The sequence below is a fragment of the Modestobacter sp. VKM Ac-2978 genome (assembly GCF_026968025.1).
In the GTDB taxonomy this organism is placed as follows: Bacteria; Actinomycetota; Actinomycetes; order Mycobacteriales; family Geodermatophilaceae; genus Modestobacter.
In genome coordinates, this window is sequence record NZ_JAPVBP010000005.1 from 181,445 (window position 1) to 198,613 (window position 17,169).

A 17,169-nucleotide genomic window follows, 5' to 3' on the forward strand; every position below is an offset into this window, starting at 1 on the left:
GCAGCCGCGGGTGCCAGGGCACCTCGCGGTCGGACAGCACTGGCCAGGGCGATCCGGCTGAGAACACGAGGCCACCTTATTCTCAGATCCGCACCTAAGTGAGAACAGCGGTCGGGGTGTCACTCGGATCGGGTGCGCCGGCGCGGTGGTTTCCGCACTGCTGTGTTGCCTGTCAGCGCTCGCGGACGAGCAGTGGCTGGGCGACCTGGCCGATCGCGCCGGCGGCGTCAGAGAGCGTGCCGAGGCACAGCCCGATGCCGTCGGCGGCGATCGAGCTGCGGGCCGACAGGTGCACCCACTCGCCGTCCGGCTCGCGGGTCAGGTGGGTGGTCATGCCCGGCGGGATGGACAGCCAGGTGCTGATCGGCAGCTCGGCGGAGATGCCGTTGGCGGCGTCGGCGGCGACCAGCGTGCGGTCCAGGCCGGTGAGCTCCTGGCCGGCGATGAGCGGGACCAGGACCCGGGTCCAGACGTCGGCCGGGCCGGTCTCGTCCGGTGAGCCGGCGGTGTAGCGCCAGTCGAGGGCCTGCCCGAAGCCCCAGTCGGGGAGGTGCGGGAGGAACGAACTGGACACCTCCGGGACGGCGGGTGGCGGGGTCAGCTCGGTGACCACCGGTGGTGTCGGACCGGTGGCGATCGACCAGACCCGGGCGACGGCGACGGTGCGGCCCTCGACGGTCATCGCGGCCTCGGTGAGGTCGATCCGCCGGCCCGGCCGGACGGGGGAGACCTCGACAGTCAGCTCGCGGCGGGGGATGGCGCCGAAGAAGTCGACGCTGACCCGCGCCGCCCGCAAGTGCTCACCCGCGGCGCTGGTCGCCAGGTGCGCCAGCAGCGCGGACGGTGGCCCGCCGTGCTGGGCGCTGGTCTCCCAGGGGCTCTCGGTGGCCCGGGTGGGGGAGAAGCGGTTGTCACCGAGCGGCAGGTAGAAGGCCTCGAGGTCCATGGCCTGGAGTCTCGCCGAGGCCGTCGCACGGAGTGTGAGTCGCCTACAAGGGGACCGCGGTGGAACGGAGGTGGGAGAGCGGTCGCTTCCGAAGCGTTGCCCAATGGTTACGAATATGAGAACTGACGTCCTGATAGCCAAGCCATATCAGCGGCGTCCGTTGTCGGTATTGGACACCCCGATGCACTCCCACCACCCTTCAGGGATGTCCTTCCACCGGAGTGCCCACGGCGCCGGCCGAGTGGCGGAGGCCAGGTGGCTGCCCTGACCCGGGCGTCGGCCCGCGGCCGCCGGCGGCGGCTGTCGGCGCTCGCGTCGTGCCTGGCCGTGGTCGCCGTGGCGTTCAGCTGTCTGCTGCTGGACGTGACGCCGGCCCTGGCCGCCGGGGAGGTGGTTCAGGGCCGCCTCGTCGACGCCGAGGACCAGCCGGTGCCTGACGTGGAGATCACGCTCAGCCAGGACGGTGACGAGCTGGCCACGGTGACCAGCGGCGCGGACGGGCGCTGGGAGATCCCGGTGCCGTCACCTGGTGAGTACGAGGTGAGCCTGGACGAGGAGACCCTCCCGGAGGGGGCGGGCCTGCGGGAGAACGCAGCGGCCAGCCGGGAGGTGACCGTCGACCCGGGCGCGCCGCGCAACGTGCTGTTCCCGCTCGGCCAGGTGGAGGAGTCGGGAGCGGGCCTCGGTTCCGCACTGGCGCAGGCGACGCTGGACGGTCTCCTGCTCGGTGCGCTGATCGGAATCACCGCGATCGGGCTCTCCCTGATCTTCGGTACCACCGGACTGATCAACTTCGCCCACGGTGAGCTGGTCACCCTGGGCGCGGTGATCGCCTTCGGGCTGAACGCGATCGGACTGCACGTGGTGCTGGCCACGCTGGTGGCCATGCCCCTCGTGGCCGCGTTGGCGGGTGCGACGGAACTCGTGCTCTGGCGCCCCATGCGGCGGCGGCGGGTCACCCAGGTGTCGATGTTCATCGCGACGATCGGGCTGGCCCTCCTGCTCCGCCAGGTCGTCCTGGTCGTCTTCGGTGGCAACCCGCGCTCTTACGGTGATTACGAGCTGCAGCAGGTCTGGGAGTGGGGCCCGGTGAGCATCACGCCGCGGGACGCCTCGATCCTGGGCATCGCCCTGCTGGTGCTGCTGCTGGTCGGTCTGGGGCTGACCCGGAGCCGGCTGGGCACGGCGGTCCGGTCGGTGTCGGACAACCGCGCCCTCGCGGGGTGCTCGGGGATCAACGTCGACCGGGTCGTCCTGCAGGTGTGGCTCGTCGGCGGCGGGCTGGCCGCGCTGGGCGGTGTGCTCTACGGCCTCAGCCAGGCGGTGACCTGGAACATGGGCTTCAACCTGCTGCTGCTCATGTTCGCCGGGGTCATCCTCGGCGGCCTCGGGACCGCATTCGGCGCTGTGCTCGGGAGCATCGTCGTGGGCCTGCTCGCGCAGCTGAGCACCGTGTTTTTCGACAGCGAACTGCAGACGGTGTGGGCGCTGCTGCTGCTCATCCTGGTCCTGCTCGTGCGGCCCCAAGGGCTGCTCGGTCTGCGCGAGAGGGTGGGTTGATGGACCTCGTCGCCGTGCTGGCGGATGCTCTGCGGGCGGCCGTCGGCCCCCAGGCCGCGGTGTTCGCGCTGGCCGCCGTGGGGCTCAACCTGCAGTTCGGGTACGCCGGGCTGATGAACTTCGGGCAGGCCGGCTTCATGCTGGTCGGCGGCTACGGGATGTCGGTGAGCGTGACCCGGTTGGGCGCTCCGCTGTGGCTGGGGATCCTGGTCGGACTGGGCCTCGGAGTGGTGCTGGCCCTGCTGCTGGGCGTGCCCACCCTGCGCCTGCGTGGTGACTACCTCGCCATCGCCACCATCGCCGCCGCCGAGATCCTGCGCCTGCTCTTCCGGTCCGAGGCGGCTGCGCCCCTCACCTACGGCGTGTTCGGCGTCCAGCAGTACGCCGGTGACTTCTACGCCCTCAACCCCTTCGGCGCCGGTGACTACGGCGTCGGCCGGTTCTCCCTGTCCGGTGGGCAGCTCTGGGTCGCAGTGGTCGGCTGGTTGCTCGTGGCGGCGGCGGTCGGGCTGACGGCCCTCCTCGTGCACAGCCCCTGGGGCCGGGTGATCCGCGCGGTCCGCAACGACGAGGAGGTGGTGCGGGCACTGGGCAAGAACACCTACGCCTACAAGTTGCAGGCGCTGGTGCTGGGTGGGCTGATGGCCGCGGTCGCCGGGATGGTGCTGGCGCTGGCGTCCCAGGCCGTCACCCCGGACACCTACACCGCCGACCTGTCGTTCTACGCGTTCGCCGTGCTCCTGCTCGGGGGCGTGGGCCGGGTGCTCGGGCCGGTGGTCGGCGCTGTGCTGTTCTGGCTGCTGATCGCGGCGACCGACTCCCTGCTGCGGCAGGCCATCTCCAGCGGCGTGATCAGCGAGGCGGTGCTGGCGACGTCCGAGGTCGGGCCGATCCGGCTGGCTCTGGTCGGCCTCGCGCTGATCCTGTTCATGTACTTCCGCGCGGGCGGCCTGCTGTCCCGGCGGTCACCGAAGGCGACAGCGCGGACCAAGGCGGAGGTGGAGTCGGCATGACCACCAGCAGCACCACCGGTGGCGCGCCCACCGGCGCGGATGCGCCGCTGCTCACCGCTCGCGGGGTGCAGCGCAAGTTCGGCGGCCTCGTCGCCGTCGACGTCGAGGAGTTCCACGTCCGCCGGGGGACGATCACGGCCCTCATCGGACCCAACGGGGCCGGCAAGTCGACGTTCTTCAACCTGCTCACCGGGTTCGACCGGGCGGACGCCGGCAGTTGGCAGCTCGACGGGCGCACCGTCACCGGGCTGCCGGCGTACCGGCTGGCCCAGCAGGGCATGGTGCGCACCTTCCAGCTGACCCGGAGCCTGGCCGATCTGACCCTGGAGGAGAACGTCCTGCTCGCTGCCCGGGGGCAGCGGGGCGAGAGACTGGCCGGCGCGCTGTTCGGCCGGGCCAGCTGGCGCCGCCAGGAGGCGGACAACACCGAGCGCGCCCGAGAGCTGCTCGCCCGGTTCGGGCTGGAGCGGATGGCGGCGGAGCCGGCCGGCGTGCTCTCCGGGGGGCAGCGCAAGCTGCTGGAGATGGCGCGGGCCCTGATGTGCGAACCGCGGCTGCTGCTGCTGGACGAGCCGATGGCCGGGGTGAACCCGCGGCTGGTCGAGACGCTTCTCGACCACATCCGGCAGGTGCGCGCGGACGGGACGACGATCCTGTTCGTCGAGCACGACATGGACGTGGTCGCCGGGATCAGCGACGACGTCGTGTGCATGGCCTTCGGCACGGTGCTGGCCACTGGGAGCCCGGAACAGGTGATGCGAGATCCCGAGGTCATCGACGCCTACCTGGGATCCGACGAGCCCGACGACGATGCGGCCACGGCGGCCGGGACGGAGCGCCGGGCATGAGCACCGGGAGCCATCGGGCGACCACAGGCCCCGACACCGACGTCCCCGCCGAGGCCGTGCTGGAGGTCAGCGGCGTGACCGCGGGGTACACGCCAGGCGTCCCCATCCTGGACGGCGTCTCCCTGCACGTCGCACGCCAGGAGCTCGTCGGGATCTTCGGCCCCAACGGAGCCGGCAAGTCCACGCTGCTCAAGACCGTCTTCGGGCTGGTGCCGGTGAGCGAGGGGACGGTGCGGTTCGAGGGCACCGAGATCACCGGCGCCCCGTCCCACGAGCTGGTCGGCCGTGGAGTGGGCTTCGTCCCGCAGCTGGAGAACGTCTTCCCGCGGCTCACCGTGCGGGACAACCTGCGGATGGGCTCCTACCTGCGACCCAAGGAGTTCACCGGCCGCTGGCAGGCCCTCGAGGAGCTCTTCCCGCGGCTGGTGGAACGGATGCAGGCCCGGGCCGGGTCGCTGTCCGGTGGGGAGCGGCAGATGCTGGCCATGGCGCGCGCGCTCATGCCGGGGCCGCGGCTGCTGTGCCTGGACGAACCGTCGGCGGGGCTGTCCCCGCGGGCCCAGACCGAGGTGTTCGCGCTCATCTCCCGGATCAACGCCACCGGCACCTCGGTGCTGATCGTCGAGCAGAACGCCCGGCGCTGCCTGGCCATCTGCGACCGGGGCTACATCCTCGACCAGGGGCGCAACGCGGTCACCGGGACCGGGCGCGAGCTGCTGGAGGACCCGGCGGTGGTCGAGCTCTACCTCGGGCGGCTCGGCGCGGCCGCCCAGCCGGACGTCACGCGGACGGCCACGGACGAGCAGTCCCCGCCGTCCGACGAGCCTGGACGGTGACGATCTCCAGCACCCGCTCCAGGGCGGGGAACGAGCGCCGCGGGTCCCAGGCCAGTGCCAGCGGCAGTCGTGGCGCCGTCCCGGCCAGCCGCTCGTAGCGGACGCCGGTCAGGTTGAGCCGGCGAACCGCCTGGGGGACCAGCGAGACACCCATCCCCGAGGCCACCAGGCCGACCATCGTGTGCACGTGCTCCGCGTCGTACACGATGTTCGGGGAGAAGCCGGCCTGGCCGCAGGCCTGCGTCACCACCTGCCAGAAGCCCTCGCCGTGCGTCCGGGCGAAGAGCACGAACGGCTCGTCCGCCAGGTCCGCCAGGGCGACCGGCCGTCCGACCGGGAGCGGGTGCTCCTTCGGCAGGGCGACGACCAGCTCCTCCTCCTCGATCACCTGGACGGCGAGCGACGGGGTCGACGCCGGTGGGCGCAGCACGCCCAGGTCGAGGGTGTCCTCCAGGAGGCCGGCCAGCTGCGGGCCCGACTCCAGCTCCACCGCGGACACGGTGAGCTGGGGCGCCTGCTGCCGGACCGCACGCAGCAGCGCGGGCAGCTGCCCGTAGAGGGACGAACCGACGAAGCCCAGCCGGACCCGACCGGTCCCGCCGGTCCGCACGTCCTCGGCCACGTCGAGGAGGCGGTCGGCCTGCGCGACGGTCCGGCGAGCCTCCACCTGCAGGACCTCGCCGGCTCGAGTGAGCCGGACGTGCCGGCGGTCCCGCTCGAACAGCTGCACCCCCAGTTCCCGCTCCAGCCGCTGGATCTGCTGGCTGAGCGGGGGTTGGGCGATGTGCAGGCGCGCGGCGGCGCGCCCGAAGTGCAGCTCGTCGGCGACGGCGAGGAAGTAGCGCAGATGGCGGAGGTCCACGGCTCCTCTATAGCGCACCAATATCACAGAAGCCGCACATCGGTATTGGACGGTTTCACATCTCGACCGGGAGGCTGATCGCGGGCCGTCCGGCCCGTCGACCCTCCTGGAGGTCTCGTGAGGACTCGCACGCTCCCCGCCTCGGTGCTGGCGGGGGTGGTAGCCCTGAGCGCCGTCGCGTGCTCGGGCGGCTCGGACCCGGCCGACGGCGAGGACGCCGCGGCGGCCCCGAGCTCGTCCGGCAGCAGCGCGGCCCCGGAGGTGGAGTCCTCCCGGCCCGGCGACGGTCAGCTCGACCTGGGCTACATCCTGGCCGAGACCGGCCCGCTCTCCGGCCTCGGCGTCGGGGTGATCGCCGCGACCCAGCTCGCCGTGGAGGACATCAACGCGGCCGGGGGCGTCCTGGGCCAGCCGGTGACGCTCTCCGGCGGTGACGAGGCCGGTGACCCCACTGTGGCGGGGCAGACCGCCGACCGGCTGCTCGGTGAGGGTGTAGACGCCATCATCGGCCCGGTCTCCTCCGCCATCTCGCTGTCGGTGCTCGACCGGATCACCGGGGCCGGGGCGCTGCAGTGCGCCGGCGCGAACACCAGCAGCACCTTCACCGGCTACCCGGACAAGGGCCTGTACTTCCGGACCATCCCGGCGAACACCCGGCAGGGTCCGGTGCTCGCCCAGGCGGTCATCGGCGAAGGGGCGTCCCGGGTCGCCGTCGTCGTCCGCAACGACGACTACGGCCAGAGCCTGTCCACGTCGCTGATCGAGGAGCTGGAGAGCGAGGGCGCCGAGGTGGTGGCCAACGTGCCGTACGACCCTGCGGCCACCACCTTCTCCGCGGAGGTCGCCGAGGTGGCCGAGGCCCAGCCGGACGCGGTGGTGGTGATCGCCTTCCAGGAGGGCACCACGCTGCTGCGGAGCCTGATCGAGAACGGTCTGGGTCCCGACGACGTCAGCCTCTTCGGCACCGACGGCATGTCGCTGGGCGCCCTGGGTGCGTCGGTCAGCGAGGCCACCCCGGGGGTGCTGGAGGGCATGCAGGCCACCCAGGCCTCCTCGCAGAACGACCCGGCCTTCCTCGACCGGCTGGTGGCGAGCAAGCCACAGGTGCAGCTCACCAACTTCACGCCCTACCACTACGACTGCGTGGTGACCATCGCACTCGCCGCACTCGAGGCAGGCTCCGACGCCCCGGGTGACATCGCCCGGGCCATGGCGTCGGTCACCCGGGACGGCGAGGCGTGCAGCACGTTCGCCGACTGTGCAGAGCTGATCGCCCAGGGCACCGACATCGACTACAACGGCGTCTCCGGGCCGCTGGACTTCACCGAGATCGGCGAGCCGGAGGTCGGTCTCTTCGACGTCGTCCGCTTCGACGGCTCCGGCACCCCGCAGATCGTCCGCACCGTGGAGTCGCGGTGACGGGGCGGATCGGGACCGCCACCCCGGTGCGCACCCCGATCCTCGACGACATCCGGCGCCGCTGCCAGGAGAAGGGGGTGGACGCCTACCTCGCCTACACCCCGTCCAACGTCCTCTACACCAGCGGCTTCCAGAGCTACTTCCTCTCCGAGTGGCCCTGGCGCATGCTCGGGACGGTGCTGGTCCTCGTGCCGGCCGACCCCGCGCTCGATCCGGCGATCGTGATCAGCGACTTCGAGGCGGAGCAGGCCCGGCGGGTCTCCGGCATCGCCGACGTCCGGCCATTCCGGGTGTGGGTGGAGCTGCGCAACGCCGCCGACCTGCAGATCGCCGGCGAGCCGGGGGCCGACGCTCCGCGGCCGGCGCAGTTCTCCGAGGACGAGCAGGACGCCGTGCTCCGTGGCGTGCTGGCCGACCGGGGGTTGCTGGGCAGCCGGATCGGCACCGATCTGCGGTACGTCCTGCAGGACTCCGTACGCCGGATCGCCGGCTTCGCGCCCGACCTGGACCTGGTCGACATGACCGAGGACCTCTACGAGCTGCGGAGCGTCAAGCACGACTTCGAGATCGAGGCGCTCCGCCGGGCGACCGAGCTCTCCGAGGCCGGGATGACCTTCGCCGTGCAGGACGCGCAGCCGGGCATGACAGCGCTGGACATGCGGCACCGGTACGCCCTCGGGGTCATCCACGCGGCGATGGGGTCGGACCGGTACGCCGGCTACACCGACCACTGGGTGCTGCCCGCCGTCGGCGCGACGACGGCGATCGGGGTCGACTCCGAGCGCGGCGCCGGGCTGTCCCCGGGCGACCTGGTCAAGTTCGACTGCGGGGTGACCGTGGACGGCTACCGGGGCGACGGGGGCCGCACCTTTAGCTTCCGGGAGATCCGGCCGGCGGCCCAACGGCTGTACCGCGTCCTGCTCGAGGCTCACGAGCTGGCCCGGGAACGGCTGGCGCCGGGCCGGCCGGTGCGGGAGGTGTTCGAGGCCGCGCAGTCGCACATCCAGCTCAACGGCTTCCCGCGCTTCACCCGGGGGCACTACGGGCACTCGGTCGGCCTGGACACCTTCCACGAGGAGCCGCCGTTCCTCAGCCGGACCGAGGAACGGCTCATCCAGCCGGGCATGGTCTTCGCGGTCGAGACGCCGGCCTACTCCTCGGACACCGGCGCGGTCATGATCGAGGACCTCGTGGTGATCACCGCGACCGGGCACGAGGTGCTGCACCAGCTGCCGCACGAGCTGGTCGTCGTCCCGTGACCGGAACGGTCGAGGAGCGGCAGGACCCGCGCGCCCTCGAGGCCGTCCACGGTGCGCACAACTACCACCCGATCCCGGTGGTGATCAGCGCTGGGGAGGGCGCCTGGGTCACCGACAGTTCGGGCCGCCGGTACCTGGACTGTCTGGCCGCCTACTCGGCGCTCAACTTCGGGCACCGGCACCCGGAGGTGGTGGCAGCCGCGGCCGACCAGCTCGGCCGGCTGACGCTGACCAGCCGTGCGTTCCACAACGACCAGCTCGGGCCGTTCTGCGCCGAGCTGGCGGCGCTGGCCGGCAAGGACATGGTGCTGCCGATGAACACCGGCGCCGAGGCGGTGGAGAGTGCGCTGAAGGTGGCCCGTAAGTGGGGCTACGACGTCAAGGGCGTCCCGCCGGACCAGGCCACGGTGGTGGTGATGGAGGGCAACTTCCACGGCCGCACGATCAGCCTGGTGAGCTTCTCCACCGATCCGGAGGCGCGGGGCGGATTCGGGCCCTTCACCCCCGGGTTCCGGCACGTGCCCTACGGCGACGAGGTCGCCCTCGCCGAGGCGATCGACGAGACCACGGTCGCCGTGCTGCTGGAGCCGGTGCAGGGAGAAGCCGGTGTGATCCTCCCGCCGCCGGGCTACCTGCGTCAGGTGCGGCGGCTGTGCACCGAGCGCAACGTCCTCATGCTCGCCGACGAGGTGCAGTCCGGCCTCGGGCGCACGGGGCGCACGTTCGCCTGCGAGCACGAGGACGTCGTGCCCGACGTCTACATCTTGGGCAAGGCGCTGGGCGGCGGGGTCGTGCCGGTCTCGGCCGTCGTCGCCGACTCCGACGTCCTCGGGGTCCTGCACCCCGGCCAGCACGGCAGCACCTTCGGCGGGAACCCGATGGCTGCGGCGGCCGGCCGGGCGGTCGTCCGGCTGCTGGCCAGTGGTGAGTTCCAAGAGCGCGCCCGATTGCTGGGGGAGCGTTTGCGGGTCGGCTTGGACGCACTGTCCGGCCGAGGGGTCCTCGCCGTCCGGTGCACCGGGCTGTGGGCCGGCATCGACATCGACCCGGCGCTCGGGACGGGGCGGGCCCTGTGCGAGCGGTTGCTCGCGCGCGGCGTGCTCGCCAAGGACACCCACGGATCGACGGTGCGGCTGGCGCCGCCGCTGGTGATCACCGAAGCGGAGATCGACTGGCTGCTCGAGCAACTGGCCGCGGCGCTGGCGGATCTCAGCCGCTGATCGACGCGCCGACCAGGAACCAGAGCAACGCACGTCCGGGGGCAACGTCGCGGAGTCGCCTTCTCCAGGTGGCGCTGCACGGGCCCATGCGCTGACGTTGGCGCTGCGGTTGAGGCGCCGGCTCAGCCGCCGGCCGTGCGCAGCGCGGCGATCAGGTCGTCGGCGACCCGGGTGACGGCGGACGGCAGCGGCCGACCGACCTGGGCCTGCAGTTGCAGTGTGCGCCGGGCCAGCTCGGCGCCCTCCAGCGGGATGGCGACCAATCCGTCGAGGTGCTGGGGCAAGGACACCCGGCCCAGCACGGCGACCGCGCCGGACTCCCGGACGAACCGCAGCACGGCGTCGGTGACGTCGCAGGTGAAGACCGGCTCCAGCACGCAGCCGGCGGCGGCGCAGGCGAGGTCCATCAGCGCCCGGTTGGTGGTGGCGGTCGAGGGGAGCGCGAGCGGCAGGCCGCGCAGCTCGGGCAGCGCCATCGTCGTCCTGGCCGTGAAGGGGGAGTCGCTGCGGACGACGAGGGTCAGCGGCGCCGGCTGGGCGTGCAACACGCGCACCTGCGGGTCGGCGCCGAGGGTGAAGGTGAGACCGAGGTCGGCGGTGCCCGCGCGGACCAGTTGGGTGACCGCGGTCGGGCCGGCGGCGGTGAGCACGAACCGGACGTCGGGGGAGGAGTTCCGGTGGGCGGCCAGCACGCGCGGGAGCAGGTCGTGCAGCGGGCCGTCGCAGGAGGCGAGGGTGACCTGCGGGCCGGCGTCGCGGTGGTCGCGGACGTCGTCCAGCAGCGTCCCGGCCTCGGCGATGGCCCGCCGGGCGTACTCGGCGAACGTGTGCCCGGCCGCCGTCGGCACCACGCCGGTGGCCTGCCGCTCGAACAGCGGTGTGCCGAGCTCCCGCTCCAGCCGGGTCAACTGCCGGCTCACCGCTGAGCCGGCCACGTACAGCCGCCGGGCCGCCTCGTTGATCGAGCCGGTGGTGTACACGGCGAGGACGTAGGTCAGCGCCGGATCGACCAGGGGCACCCGGGGAGGTTAGCGCCGCGGGCGCTGCGTTGCCGCTACGGCAATGGTGCCGTTCCCTCATCGACACCCACAGTGGCCTTGTTCACACGGTCGGTGCACGTCACGGTCCTCTCATGTCCCGAGACGCATCCCTGGCCGGCGCGGTCGCCGTCTACGACTCCGGTGAGTTCCTGGCCCAGCTGCGTCGCCGGGTGGCCCACCCCTCGGAGAGCGCGTTCCCCGAGCGGGAGGGGGCGCTGCGCGCCTACCTCGACGAGGAGATCGTGCCGGCGGTCGAGGCGATGGGCTTCGAGGCCCGGATCGTGGAGAACCCGGTGTCCCCGCGCCACCGGTTCCTGGTCGCCACCCGGGTCGAGGACGACGCGCTGCCCACCGTGCTCACCTACGGTCACGGCGACGTGCAGCCGGCGCACGCCGAGCAGTGGCGGGACGACCTGGACCCCTGGCAGGTCACCGTGGACGGCGATCGCTGGTACGGCCGCGGGGTGGCCGACAACAAGGGTCAGCACACCGTCAACCTGGTCGCGCTGGAGCAGGTGCTCGCCGCCCGCGGCGGCCGGCTGGGCTACAACGTCACGCTGCTGCTGGACATGGGGGAGGAGTTCGGTTCCCCGGGCCTGACCGAGCTGTGCACGCAGGAGCGGGAGCTGCTCACCGCCGACCTGCTGATCGGCTCGGACGGGCCGCGGGTGGCCGCCGACCGGCCGACGGTCTTCCTGGGCACCCGCGGGTCGGTGAACCTGACGCTGCGAGTGCACGCCCGCGACGAGGCGCACCACTCCGGCAACTGGGGTGGCGTGCTGGTCAACCCGGCGGTCCGGGTGGCGCACGCGTTGGCCGCCCTGGTCGACGCGCACGGCCGGCTGCTGGTCGAGGCGCTGCGACCGGACGGCATCCCGGAGCCGGTGCGGCGGGCGCTGGCCGACATCGCGGTGGACCAGGGGCCGGACAGCCCCCGGCTGGACCCCGACTGGGGCGAGCCGGGGCTGACCCCGAGCGAGCGGTTGTTCGGCTGGAACACCCTGGAGGTGCTGGCGATGAAGGCCGGTGACCCGGACGGGCCGGTCAACGCGATCCCGCCGTCCGCCCGGGCACACTGCCAGCTGCGCTGCGTCGTCGGCACCGACGTCACCGGCGTGGGCGATGCCGTCCGGGCGCACCTGGTCGACCGCGGCTTCGCCGACGTCGAGGTCGAGGTCGAGCACACCATGGCGCCGACCCGGCTGGACCCGCAGGACCCCTGGGTGCCCTGGACGCTGGCCAGCCTGGAGCGCAGCACCGGCTTGCGCCCGGCGCTGCTGCCCAACCTGGGTGGCTCGCTGCCGAACAACCCCTTCGTCGAGGTCCTGGGCCTGCCCACGGTGTGGATCCCGCACTCCTATCCGGGGTGCGCGCAGCACGCGCCCGACGAGCACCTTCCCGCGCCGCTGGTACGCGAGTCGCTGCAGGTGATGGCCGGGTTGTGGTGGGACCTCGGCGAGCTGACCAGCTGGCCACCTGCATCTCCCGACGAGGACGGAACGAGCGCCCGATGACCGCACCGAGCCCTGCAGCGCCCAGCCCCGCACCGGCGAAGCCGGCACTGAGCGCGCGGCGGGTGATCACCGCGGCGTGCGTCGGCAACGCCCTCGAGTGGTACGACATCGCCGTCTACAGCTACTTCGCCGTGTACATCTCCCGGGCGTTCTTCGACAACAGCGATCCGGCGGTCGGGCTGCTGCTCGCCCTGGGGACGTTCGCGGTGTCGTTCCTCATCCGCCCGATCGGGGCGATGGTGCTCGGCAGCTACGCGGACCGGGCCGGACGGACGCCGGCGCTGTCACTGTCGCTGGGCCTGATGGTGCTCGGCACGTTCATCATCTGCGTGATGCCGACGTACGCGTCGATCGGCGTGCTCGCCTCGGTGGGCATCCTGGTGGCGCGGCTGATCCAGGGCTTCGCCGCCGGCGGGGAGTTCGGCAGCGCGACGGCGATGATGGTCGAGCACCTGCCGGGACGGCGCGGGTTCGCGGCGAGCTGGCAGTTCACCAGCCAGGCGGCCAGTGCGCTGATCGCGGCCGTGCTGGGGACCGTGCTGACCACGACGATGAGCGAGGAGACGCTCAACTCGTGGGGCTTCCGCATCCCGTTCATCGTCGGGCTGCTCGTGGGCCCGGTGGGCATCTACATCCGCCGGCACGTCCCCGAGGCCGAGCCGACGGCCGAGGCGCTCGCCGACACCCGACGGAAGACGCCGGTGCGGGAGGTGCTGCTCGGGCACAAGGTGGCGGTGCTGCTGACCATCGGCGCGCTGGCGGTGACCACCTGCCTGAACTACATGATCACCTACATCCCCACCTACGCGATCAACACGCTGGAGCTGCCGTCGTCCTCCGGGTTCATCGCGACGGTGGCGGGTGCGCTGGTGCTGCTGATCGTGACGCCGCTGGCGGGGCACCTGTCCGACCGGTGGGGCCCGGTGCCGCTGATGCTGCCGGCGGCCGCCGCGGTGCTGGTGCTCATCTACCCGATGTTCGCGTTCATGGTGGCCGCGCCAGGGGTGGGCGTGCTGGTGCTGGTCGTCGGCGCGATGGCGCTGCTCAAGGGCACGTACTTCGGGCCGCTGGGTGGGCTGATGGCCGGCCTGTTCCCGTCCCGGGTGCGGGCGACCGGGATGGCGGTGGGCTACAACATCGGCGTCGCGATCTTCGGTGGGTTCACCCCGCTGGTGGCGCAGTGGCTGCTCGGGTCGACCGGGATCGACGCCGCCCCGGCCTTCTGGGTGATGGTCGCCGCGGTGGCCAGCATCTCCAGCCTGGTGGTCTGCCGGAAGCGCGTGCCGCTGCGCGGCTGACGCTCCATGAGGGGCCAAAGTCGCGGCTTTGGCCCCTCATAGACGGGCTTCGGCCCCTCAGGCGGGGACGAGCTCGCGCTCCGGCTGCTGGTCGACGCGGGGTTTGGCGGTGATGTGAGCGAGCGCGGCGACGACCACGATCGCGGCGGCGACGGCGGGGAGCGCGAGTGCCGTGTCGGCGCCGAGCCGATCGACGACGACGCCGGTGACGGCGGAGGAGACCGCCTGTCCGACGACGACGGCGGAGCCGAGCAGCGTCATCGTGGTCGCCGAGCGGCCGAGCGGGCTGAACTTGGCGGCCAAGCTGTACTGGCTGACCAGAGTCGGCCCGATCCCACAGCCCAGGACGGCGAGGGCCACGATCAGCGTCAGCTCCGACCGGGCGGTGGCGTAGGCGATCGCGGCGGCGAGCATCAGCGACCCGAACACCAGCCACCGCGCCCGCAGGCTGAACCGCTGCGGGAACGCCGCCGACCCCAGCGCCAGCGCGGCCGAGCCGATGCCCATGACGCCGTAGAGCAGCCCGGCCCGGTCGCCGCTGCTGTCGGCGGCGAGGAAGCCGGTGAGCGAGGTGAGGGTGGCGCCGAAGAAGAGGCCGATGCCGAGCGTGCCGGTCACCACGGTGACCAGCGGGAAGCGGGCGAGCTCCCGGGCGGGCGCCTGCTCGTGGCGGGCGTCCTGCGCGCCGGGGTGCAGCCGCCCGGTGGGGTGCAGCGCGAACCAGGTGACGAAGACGAACGTCAGCGCCGACGCGCCGGCGATGGCCAGCCAGGGGGCGACGGCGGTGGCGAGCAGCCCGACGAGAAAGGGGCCGACGATGAAGACCGTCTCGTCGGCGGCGGACTCGTAGGCCATCGTCCCGTTCAGCACCCGCTCACGCTGGTTGCGCTGGACCGACCGCTTGATGATGGCGACCAGCCGGGTGCGCGACATCGGGGCGATCTGCGGCGCCGAGGCCCCGATCAGCACCGACATCGCGAGCAGGGCGAGGGCCGGGGTGCTGCTGGCGACGACGAACGGGAAGGCGCCGAGCAAGGTGGCGTTGACCAGGCCCACGGGGACGAGCACCCGGCGCTGGCCCAGCCGGTCGGCGGCCGCGCCGAGCAGGGGACCGGCCAGGGCGGTGCCGATGCCGGCGGCGGCGGAGTTCAGGCCGCCGAGGGTCACCGAGCCGCGCTCGGCGACGACGAGGGTGAGGACGCCGACCACCATCATCGCGAACGGGAGCCGCGCGATGAAGGCGAGCGGGAAGTAGGAGAACCCGGCGTGCCGGATGAGCTCGGTGCGGGAAGAACGCGTGTGGAACATGGCCTCTGCTGCGGGTAGGGCGTGCCGCCTTGCTCACACCGGGGACGCCGGCCGCAGGTTGTTACACACGAGTTTCAAGGACTGCACTGACGATAACCGACACCGCTCCGTTGGCTCGCAACTACCGGAGTGCACCTCCTACCGGGTGGGGCCCGATGTCCTTGAGGACACCAGTGCAGCCGGTCGGTGCGCCACCACATTCGTGAGGACGACGAGTAGCCAGCGCTGCGGTGCGCTGCCGGGTTGAGTCATTCAGTGGGACCGGGCCAGTGGAGCCTGAGGTTGACGACCCCGACTGTCCGCCGTGTCGACCGGTCTGCAGTCCTGCCTGTCGGAGCGGCTGTTCGTCTTCCACGTGGGGTAAAGATCGTGCCGAGCATCGGGCGGGAGAGTGCGTGGACGTTGTCATCCGAGTTGTGAACACGGTCGTGGTCTGGCCGGTCTGTCTCCTAGTGGTGCTGCTGATCAGCGGCTCCATCTCGGCCTACAGTGTCGGACTGCCGTGGTCCCGGCTCGCTGACTCGTTGGACCGGCAGGTGCGGAAGCGGGCGGCTGGGGACATGCAGCGGCTATCGCCGAGGGCGGAAGCCCGCTTTGCACAGCTGCTCGCGAGTTACGACGATCGGAGTGAGCTCTGGGAGCCGGAAGATCTCGACACCGCGCTCTCTGCGTTCACCGGAAAAGCCGATGACCCAGACTTCCGGATACGTTTGGTCGCCGACCGAAGGAAATACCAAGAGAAGCTGCTCGTTGACCTGTCTGCGCGATCCGCTCGGACGAAGAGCGTCGGACGGCTCGTCCTCCAGTGGCGATGGTGGGTTCTGCTGGGAAGAGGGCGCCTGTGGTGGCAGGGGCTTTCGTGTATCGGACGCCAAACGGCCACTCACGTGGTGGCCATCGCCCTGACCATCACCGCCACCGCCACGTTGGTCGTGGTGGTCGCCACCTTATTCTTTTGGTTGTTCTTCTGGTCTCAGCGGTCGCTGCTGGACGTGGCCGGGGCAGCCGCGGACATCGGTCTCCTGGCTGGCTTGTTGCTGGCCGCTGCTTCTGTGTTCGGCACATTCTGGTTGCCGGTCGTGCGAGCAGCGCCGATCAATCGCCGCCGCGGACTGTGGGGTGCTCTGGGCATCGGACTGCTGGCATTCCCGCTCAATGTCATCGGGCAAGAACTTCGCATCATCGAGACCGGGACGTCGTGGATCGCACAGAATTTGGCGGTGCCGGCGGACAGCGTCCTTCCGTCGGCGCTGGTTCTGTTGGCCATCATCGGCTACGCCTTGTGGCGAGCCGTGCTGTCCATTCGTTCGGCTTTGTTGTCGTCTGGCCGACCGCTCTCCCAGCGCCTGCTCGGGGTCGGGGCCGGGGTGTTCGTCGCCATGGCCGGTGTGATGATGCTGCTGGTGGCACCCTTCGTTCTTCGGATCGAGGCCCTGCAGGCGAACGTCGGGTCGCCCGCGGTTTTCCGAACGGTCACACTGTGGGGAGTCGGGCTGGCCTTTCTCCCCGGCCTGCTGTCGATCCCGGTGGCAGCGTGGGAAGATCGCCGCCGACTGAACCGGTACCGACAAGCAGGCCTGGTGGTTGAGGACCTGCGGTCACCGTTGGTTATCACGCTCCTGTGGGGTGTTGGGCTCCTCGTGACAATGGGGGCGGAGGACCTGGTCTCCGCGGTTGCCGACGTTTCGCCGGACTGGGCTGGTCCTGCCTTGTCTGTGCTCGGCGTTGTCGTCTTGCTGAGCGTCGTGGCCGTGCTGTTCGCCGGCCCGGTGTTGATCGGACGCGCCTTCTACCGCTGGCACCGACGTGGTGTACGACTTCGCGACGAGTACTTCGTTCGGTACCAGCGCGACGTGGACGGAGAGGGCGATCCCGACGGAGTGAGGACAGGGCCGCTGAACTGACGGCTGCACAGGGCAACCCATGCTCGTGCTCTGCTCTGCTCTGCTCTGCTCTGCTCTGCTCCCGAGCTCCCGAGCTCCCGAGCTCCCGAGCTCCCGAGCTCCCGAGCTCCCGAGCTCCCGAGCTCCCGAGCTCCCGAGCTCC

Annotated in this window: 14 protein-coding genes; 10 read left to right on the forward strand and 4 right to left on the reverse strand. The window is 71.7% G+C overall.

All coding sequences use genetic code 11. From position 1 onward, the window contains the following. Nucleotides 1-172 precede the first annotated feature (172 nt). Complete coding sequence (locus tag O2W53_RS14110; RefSeq protein ID WP_269163679.1) at nucleotides 173-946, reverse strand: thioesterase family protein; 774 nt, start codon at nucleotides 944-946, stop codon at nucleotides 173-175. 255 nt (nucleotides 947-1,201) lie between these two features. On the opposite strand from O2W53_RS14110, the gene O2W53_RS14115 reads away from it, so the two are divergent. Genes O2W53_RS14115 through O2W53_RS14130 form a run of 4 tightly spaced genes read left to right on the forward strand, consistent with a single transcriptional unit; the run spans nucleotide 1,202 to nucleotide 5,203 of the window. Next, nucleotides 1,202-2,506 (forward strand): branched-chain amino acid ABC transporter permease, encoded by a 1,305-nt coding sequence (locus O2W53_RS14115; RefSeq protein ID WP_269163680.1) that lies wholly within the window; start codon nucleotides 1,202-1,204, stop codon nucleotides 2,504-2,506. Beyond that, nucleotides 2,506-3,519, forward strand: a complete 1,014-nt coding sequence (locus tag O2W53_RS14120; RefSeq protein ID WP_269163681.1) for a branched-chain amino acid ABC transporter permease — start codon at nucleotides 2,506-2,508, stop codon at nucleotides 3,517-3,519. The genes O2W53_RS14115 and O2W53_RS14120 overlap by 1 nt, the downstream gene beginning before the upstream one ends. Continuing rightward, nucleotides 3,516-4,367: an ABC transporter ATP-binding protein gene (locus O2W53_RS14125; RefSeq protein WP_269163682.1), complete on the forward strand. Its 852-nt coding sequence runs from the start codon at nucleotides 3,516-3,518 to the stop codon at nucleotides 4,365-4,367. Before O2W53_RS14120 ends, O2W53_RS14125 begins: the two co-directional genes overlap by 4 nt. Then, entirely contained in the window at nucleotides 4,364-5,203 is an 840-nt protein-coding gene (locus O2W53_RS14130; protein WP_269163683.1) for an ABC transporter ATP-binding protein, read from the forward strand. Before O2W53_RS14125 ends, O2W53_RS14130 begins: the two co-directional genes overlap by 4 nt. Here O2W53_RS14130 and O2W53_RS14135 read toward each other — a convergent pair. Beyond that, nucleotides 5,148-6,065, reverse strand: a complete 918-nt coding sequence (locus O2W53_RS14135; RefSeq protein ID WP_269163684.1) for a LysR substrate-binding domain-containing protein — start codon at nucleotides 6,063-6,065, stop codon at nucleotides 5,148-5,150. The two genes, O2W53_RS14130 and O2W53_RS14135, sit on opposite strands and share 56 nt — an antisense overlap. A 117-nt stretch (nucleotides 6,066-6,182) precedes the next feature. Here O2W53_RS14135 and O2W53_RS14140 point away from each other — a divergent pair, with 117 nt between their 5' ends. Genes O2W53_RS14140 through rocD form a run of 3 tightly spaced genes read left to right on the forward strand, consistent with a single transcriptional unit; the run spans nucleotide 6,183 to nucleotide 9,963 of the window. Then, complete coding sequence (locus O2W53_RS14140) at nucleotides 6,183-7,484, forward strand: ABC transporter substrate-binding protein (protein ID WP_269163685.1); 1,302 nt, start codon at nucleotides 6,183-6,185, stop codon at nucleotides 7,482-7,484. After that, a complete protein-coding gene (locus tag O2W53_RS14145; protein WP_269163686.1) occupies nucleotides 7,481-8,743 on the forward strand; it encodes a M24 family metallopeptidase in 1,263 nt (420 codons plus the stop codon). Before O2W53_RS14140 ends, O2W53_RS14145 begins: the two co-directional genes overlap by 4 nt. Further along, on the forward strand, nucleotides 8,740-9,963 hold the full coding sequence (gene rocD / locus O2W53_RS14150) for an ornithine--oxo-acid transaminase (protein WP_269163687.1): 1,224 nt from the start codon (nucleotides 8,740-8,742) through the stop codon (nucleotides 9,961-9,963). The genes O2W53_RS14145 and rocD overlap by 4 nt, the downstream gene beginning before the upstream one ends. A 122-nt stretch (nucleotides 9,964-10,085) precedes the next feature. Here rocD and O2W53_RS14155 read toward each other — a convergent pair whose 3' ends face one another. Continuing rightward, complete coding sequence (locus O2W53_RS14155) at nucleotides 10,086-10,982, reverse strand: LysR family transcriptional regulator (protein WP_269163688.1); 897 nt, start codon at nucleotides 10,980-10,982, stop codon at nucleotides 10,086-10,088. 113 nt (nucleotides 10,983-11,095) lie between these two features. Between O2W53_RS14155 and O2W53_RS14160 the strand changes: the two genes are divergently transcribed. Next, nucleotides 11,096-12,517, forward strand: coding sequence for a M20 family metallopeptidase (locus O2W53_RS14160; protein ID WP_269163689.1), 1,422 nt, complete (start codon nucleotides 11,096-11,098; stop codon nucleotides 12,515-12,517). Then, on the forward strand, nucleotides 12,514-13,815 hold the full coding sequence (locus O2W53_RS14165; RefSeq protein ID WP_269163690.1) for an MFS transporter: 1,302 nt from the start codon (nucleotides 12,514-12,516) through the stop codon (nucleotides 13,813-13,815). The genes O2W53_RS14160 and O2W53_RS14165 overlap by 4 nt, the downstream gene beginning before the upstream one ends. 57 nt (nucleotides 13,816-13,872) lie before the next feature. Here O2W53_RS14165 and O2W53_RS14170 read toward each other — a convergent pair whose 3' ends face one another. After that, nucleotides 13,873-15,123: an MFS transporter gene (locus O2W53_RS14170; protein WP_269163691.1), complete on the reverse strand. Its 1,251-nt coding sequence runs from the start codon at nucleotides 15,121-15,123 to the stop codon at nucleotides 13,873-13,875. A 395-nt stretch (nucleotides 15,124-15,518) separates the two neighbouring features. Between O2W53_RS14170 and O2W53_RS14175 the strand changes: the two genes are divergently transcribed. Next, a complete protein-coding gene (locus tag O2W53_RS14175) occupies nucleotides 15,519-17,027 on the forward strand; it encodes a hypothetical protein (RefSeq protein WP_269163692.1) in 1,509 nt (502 codons plus the stop codon). Nucleotides 17,028-17,169 lie beyond the last annotated feature (142 nt).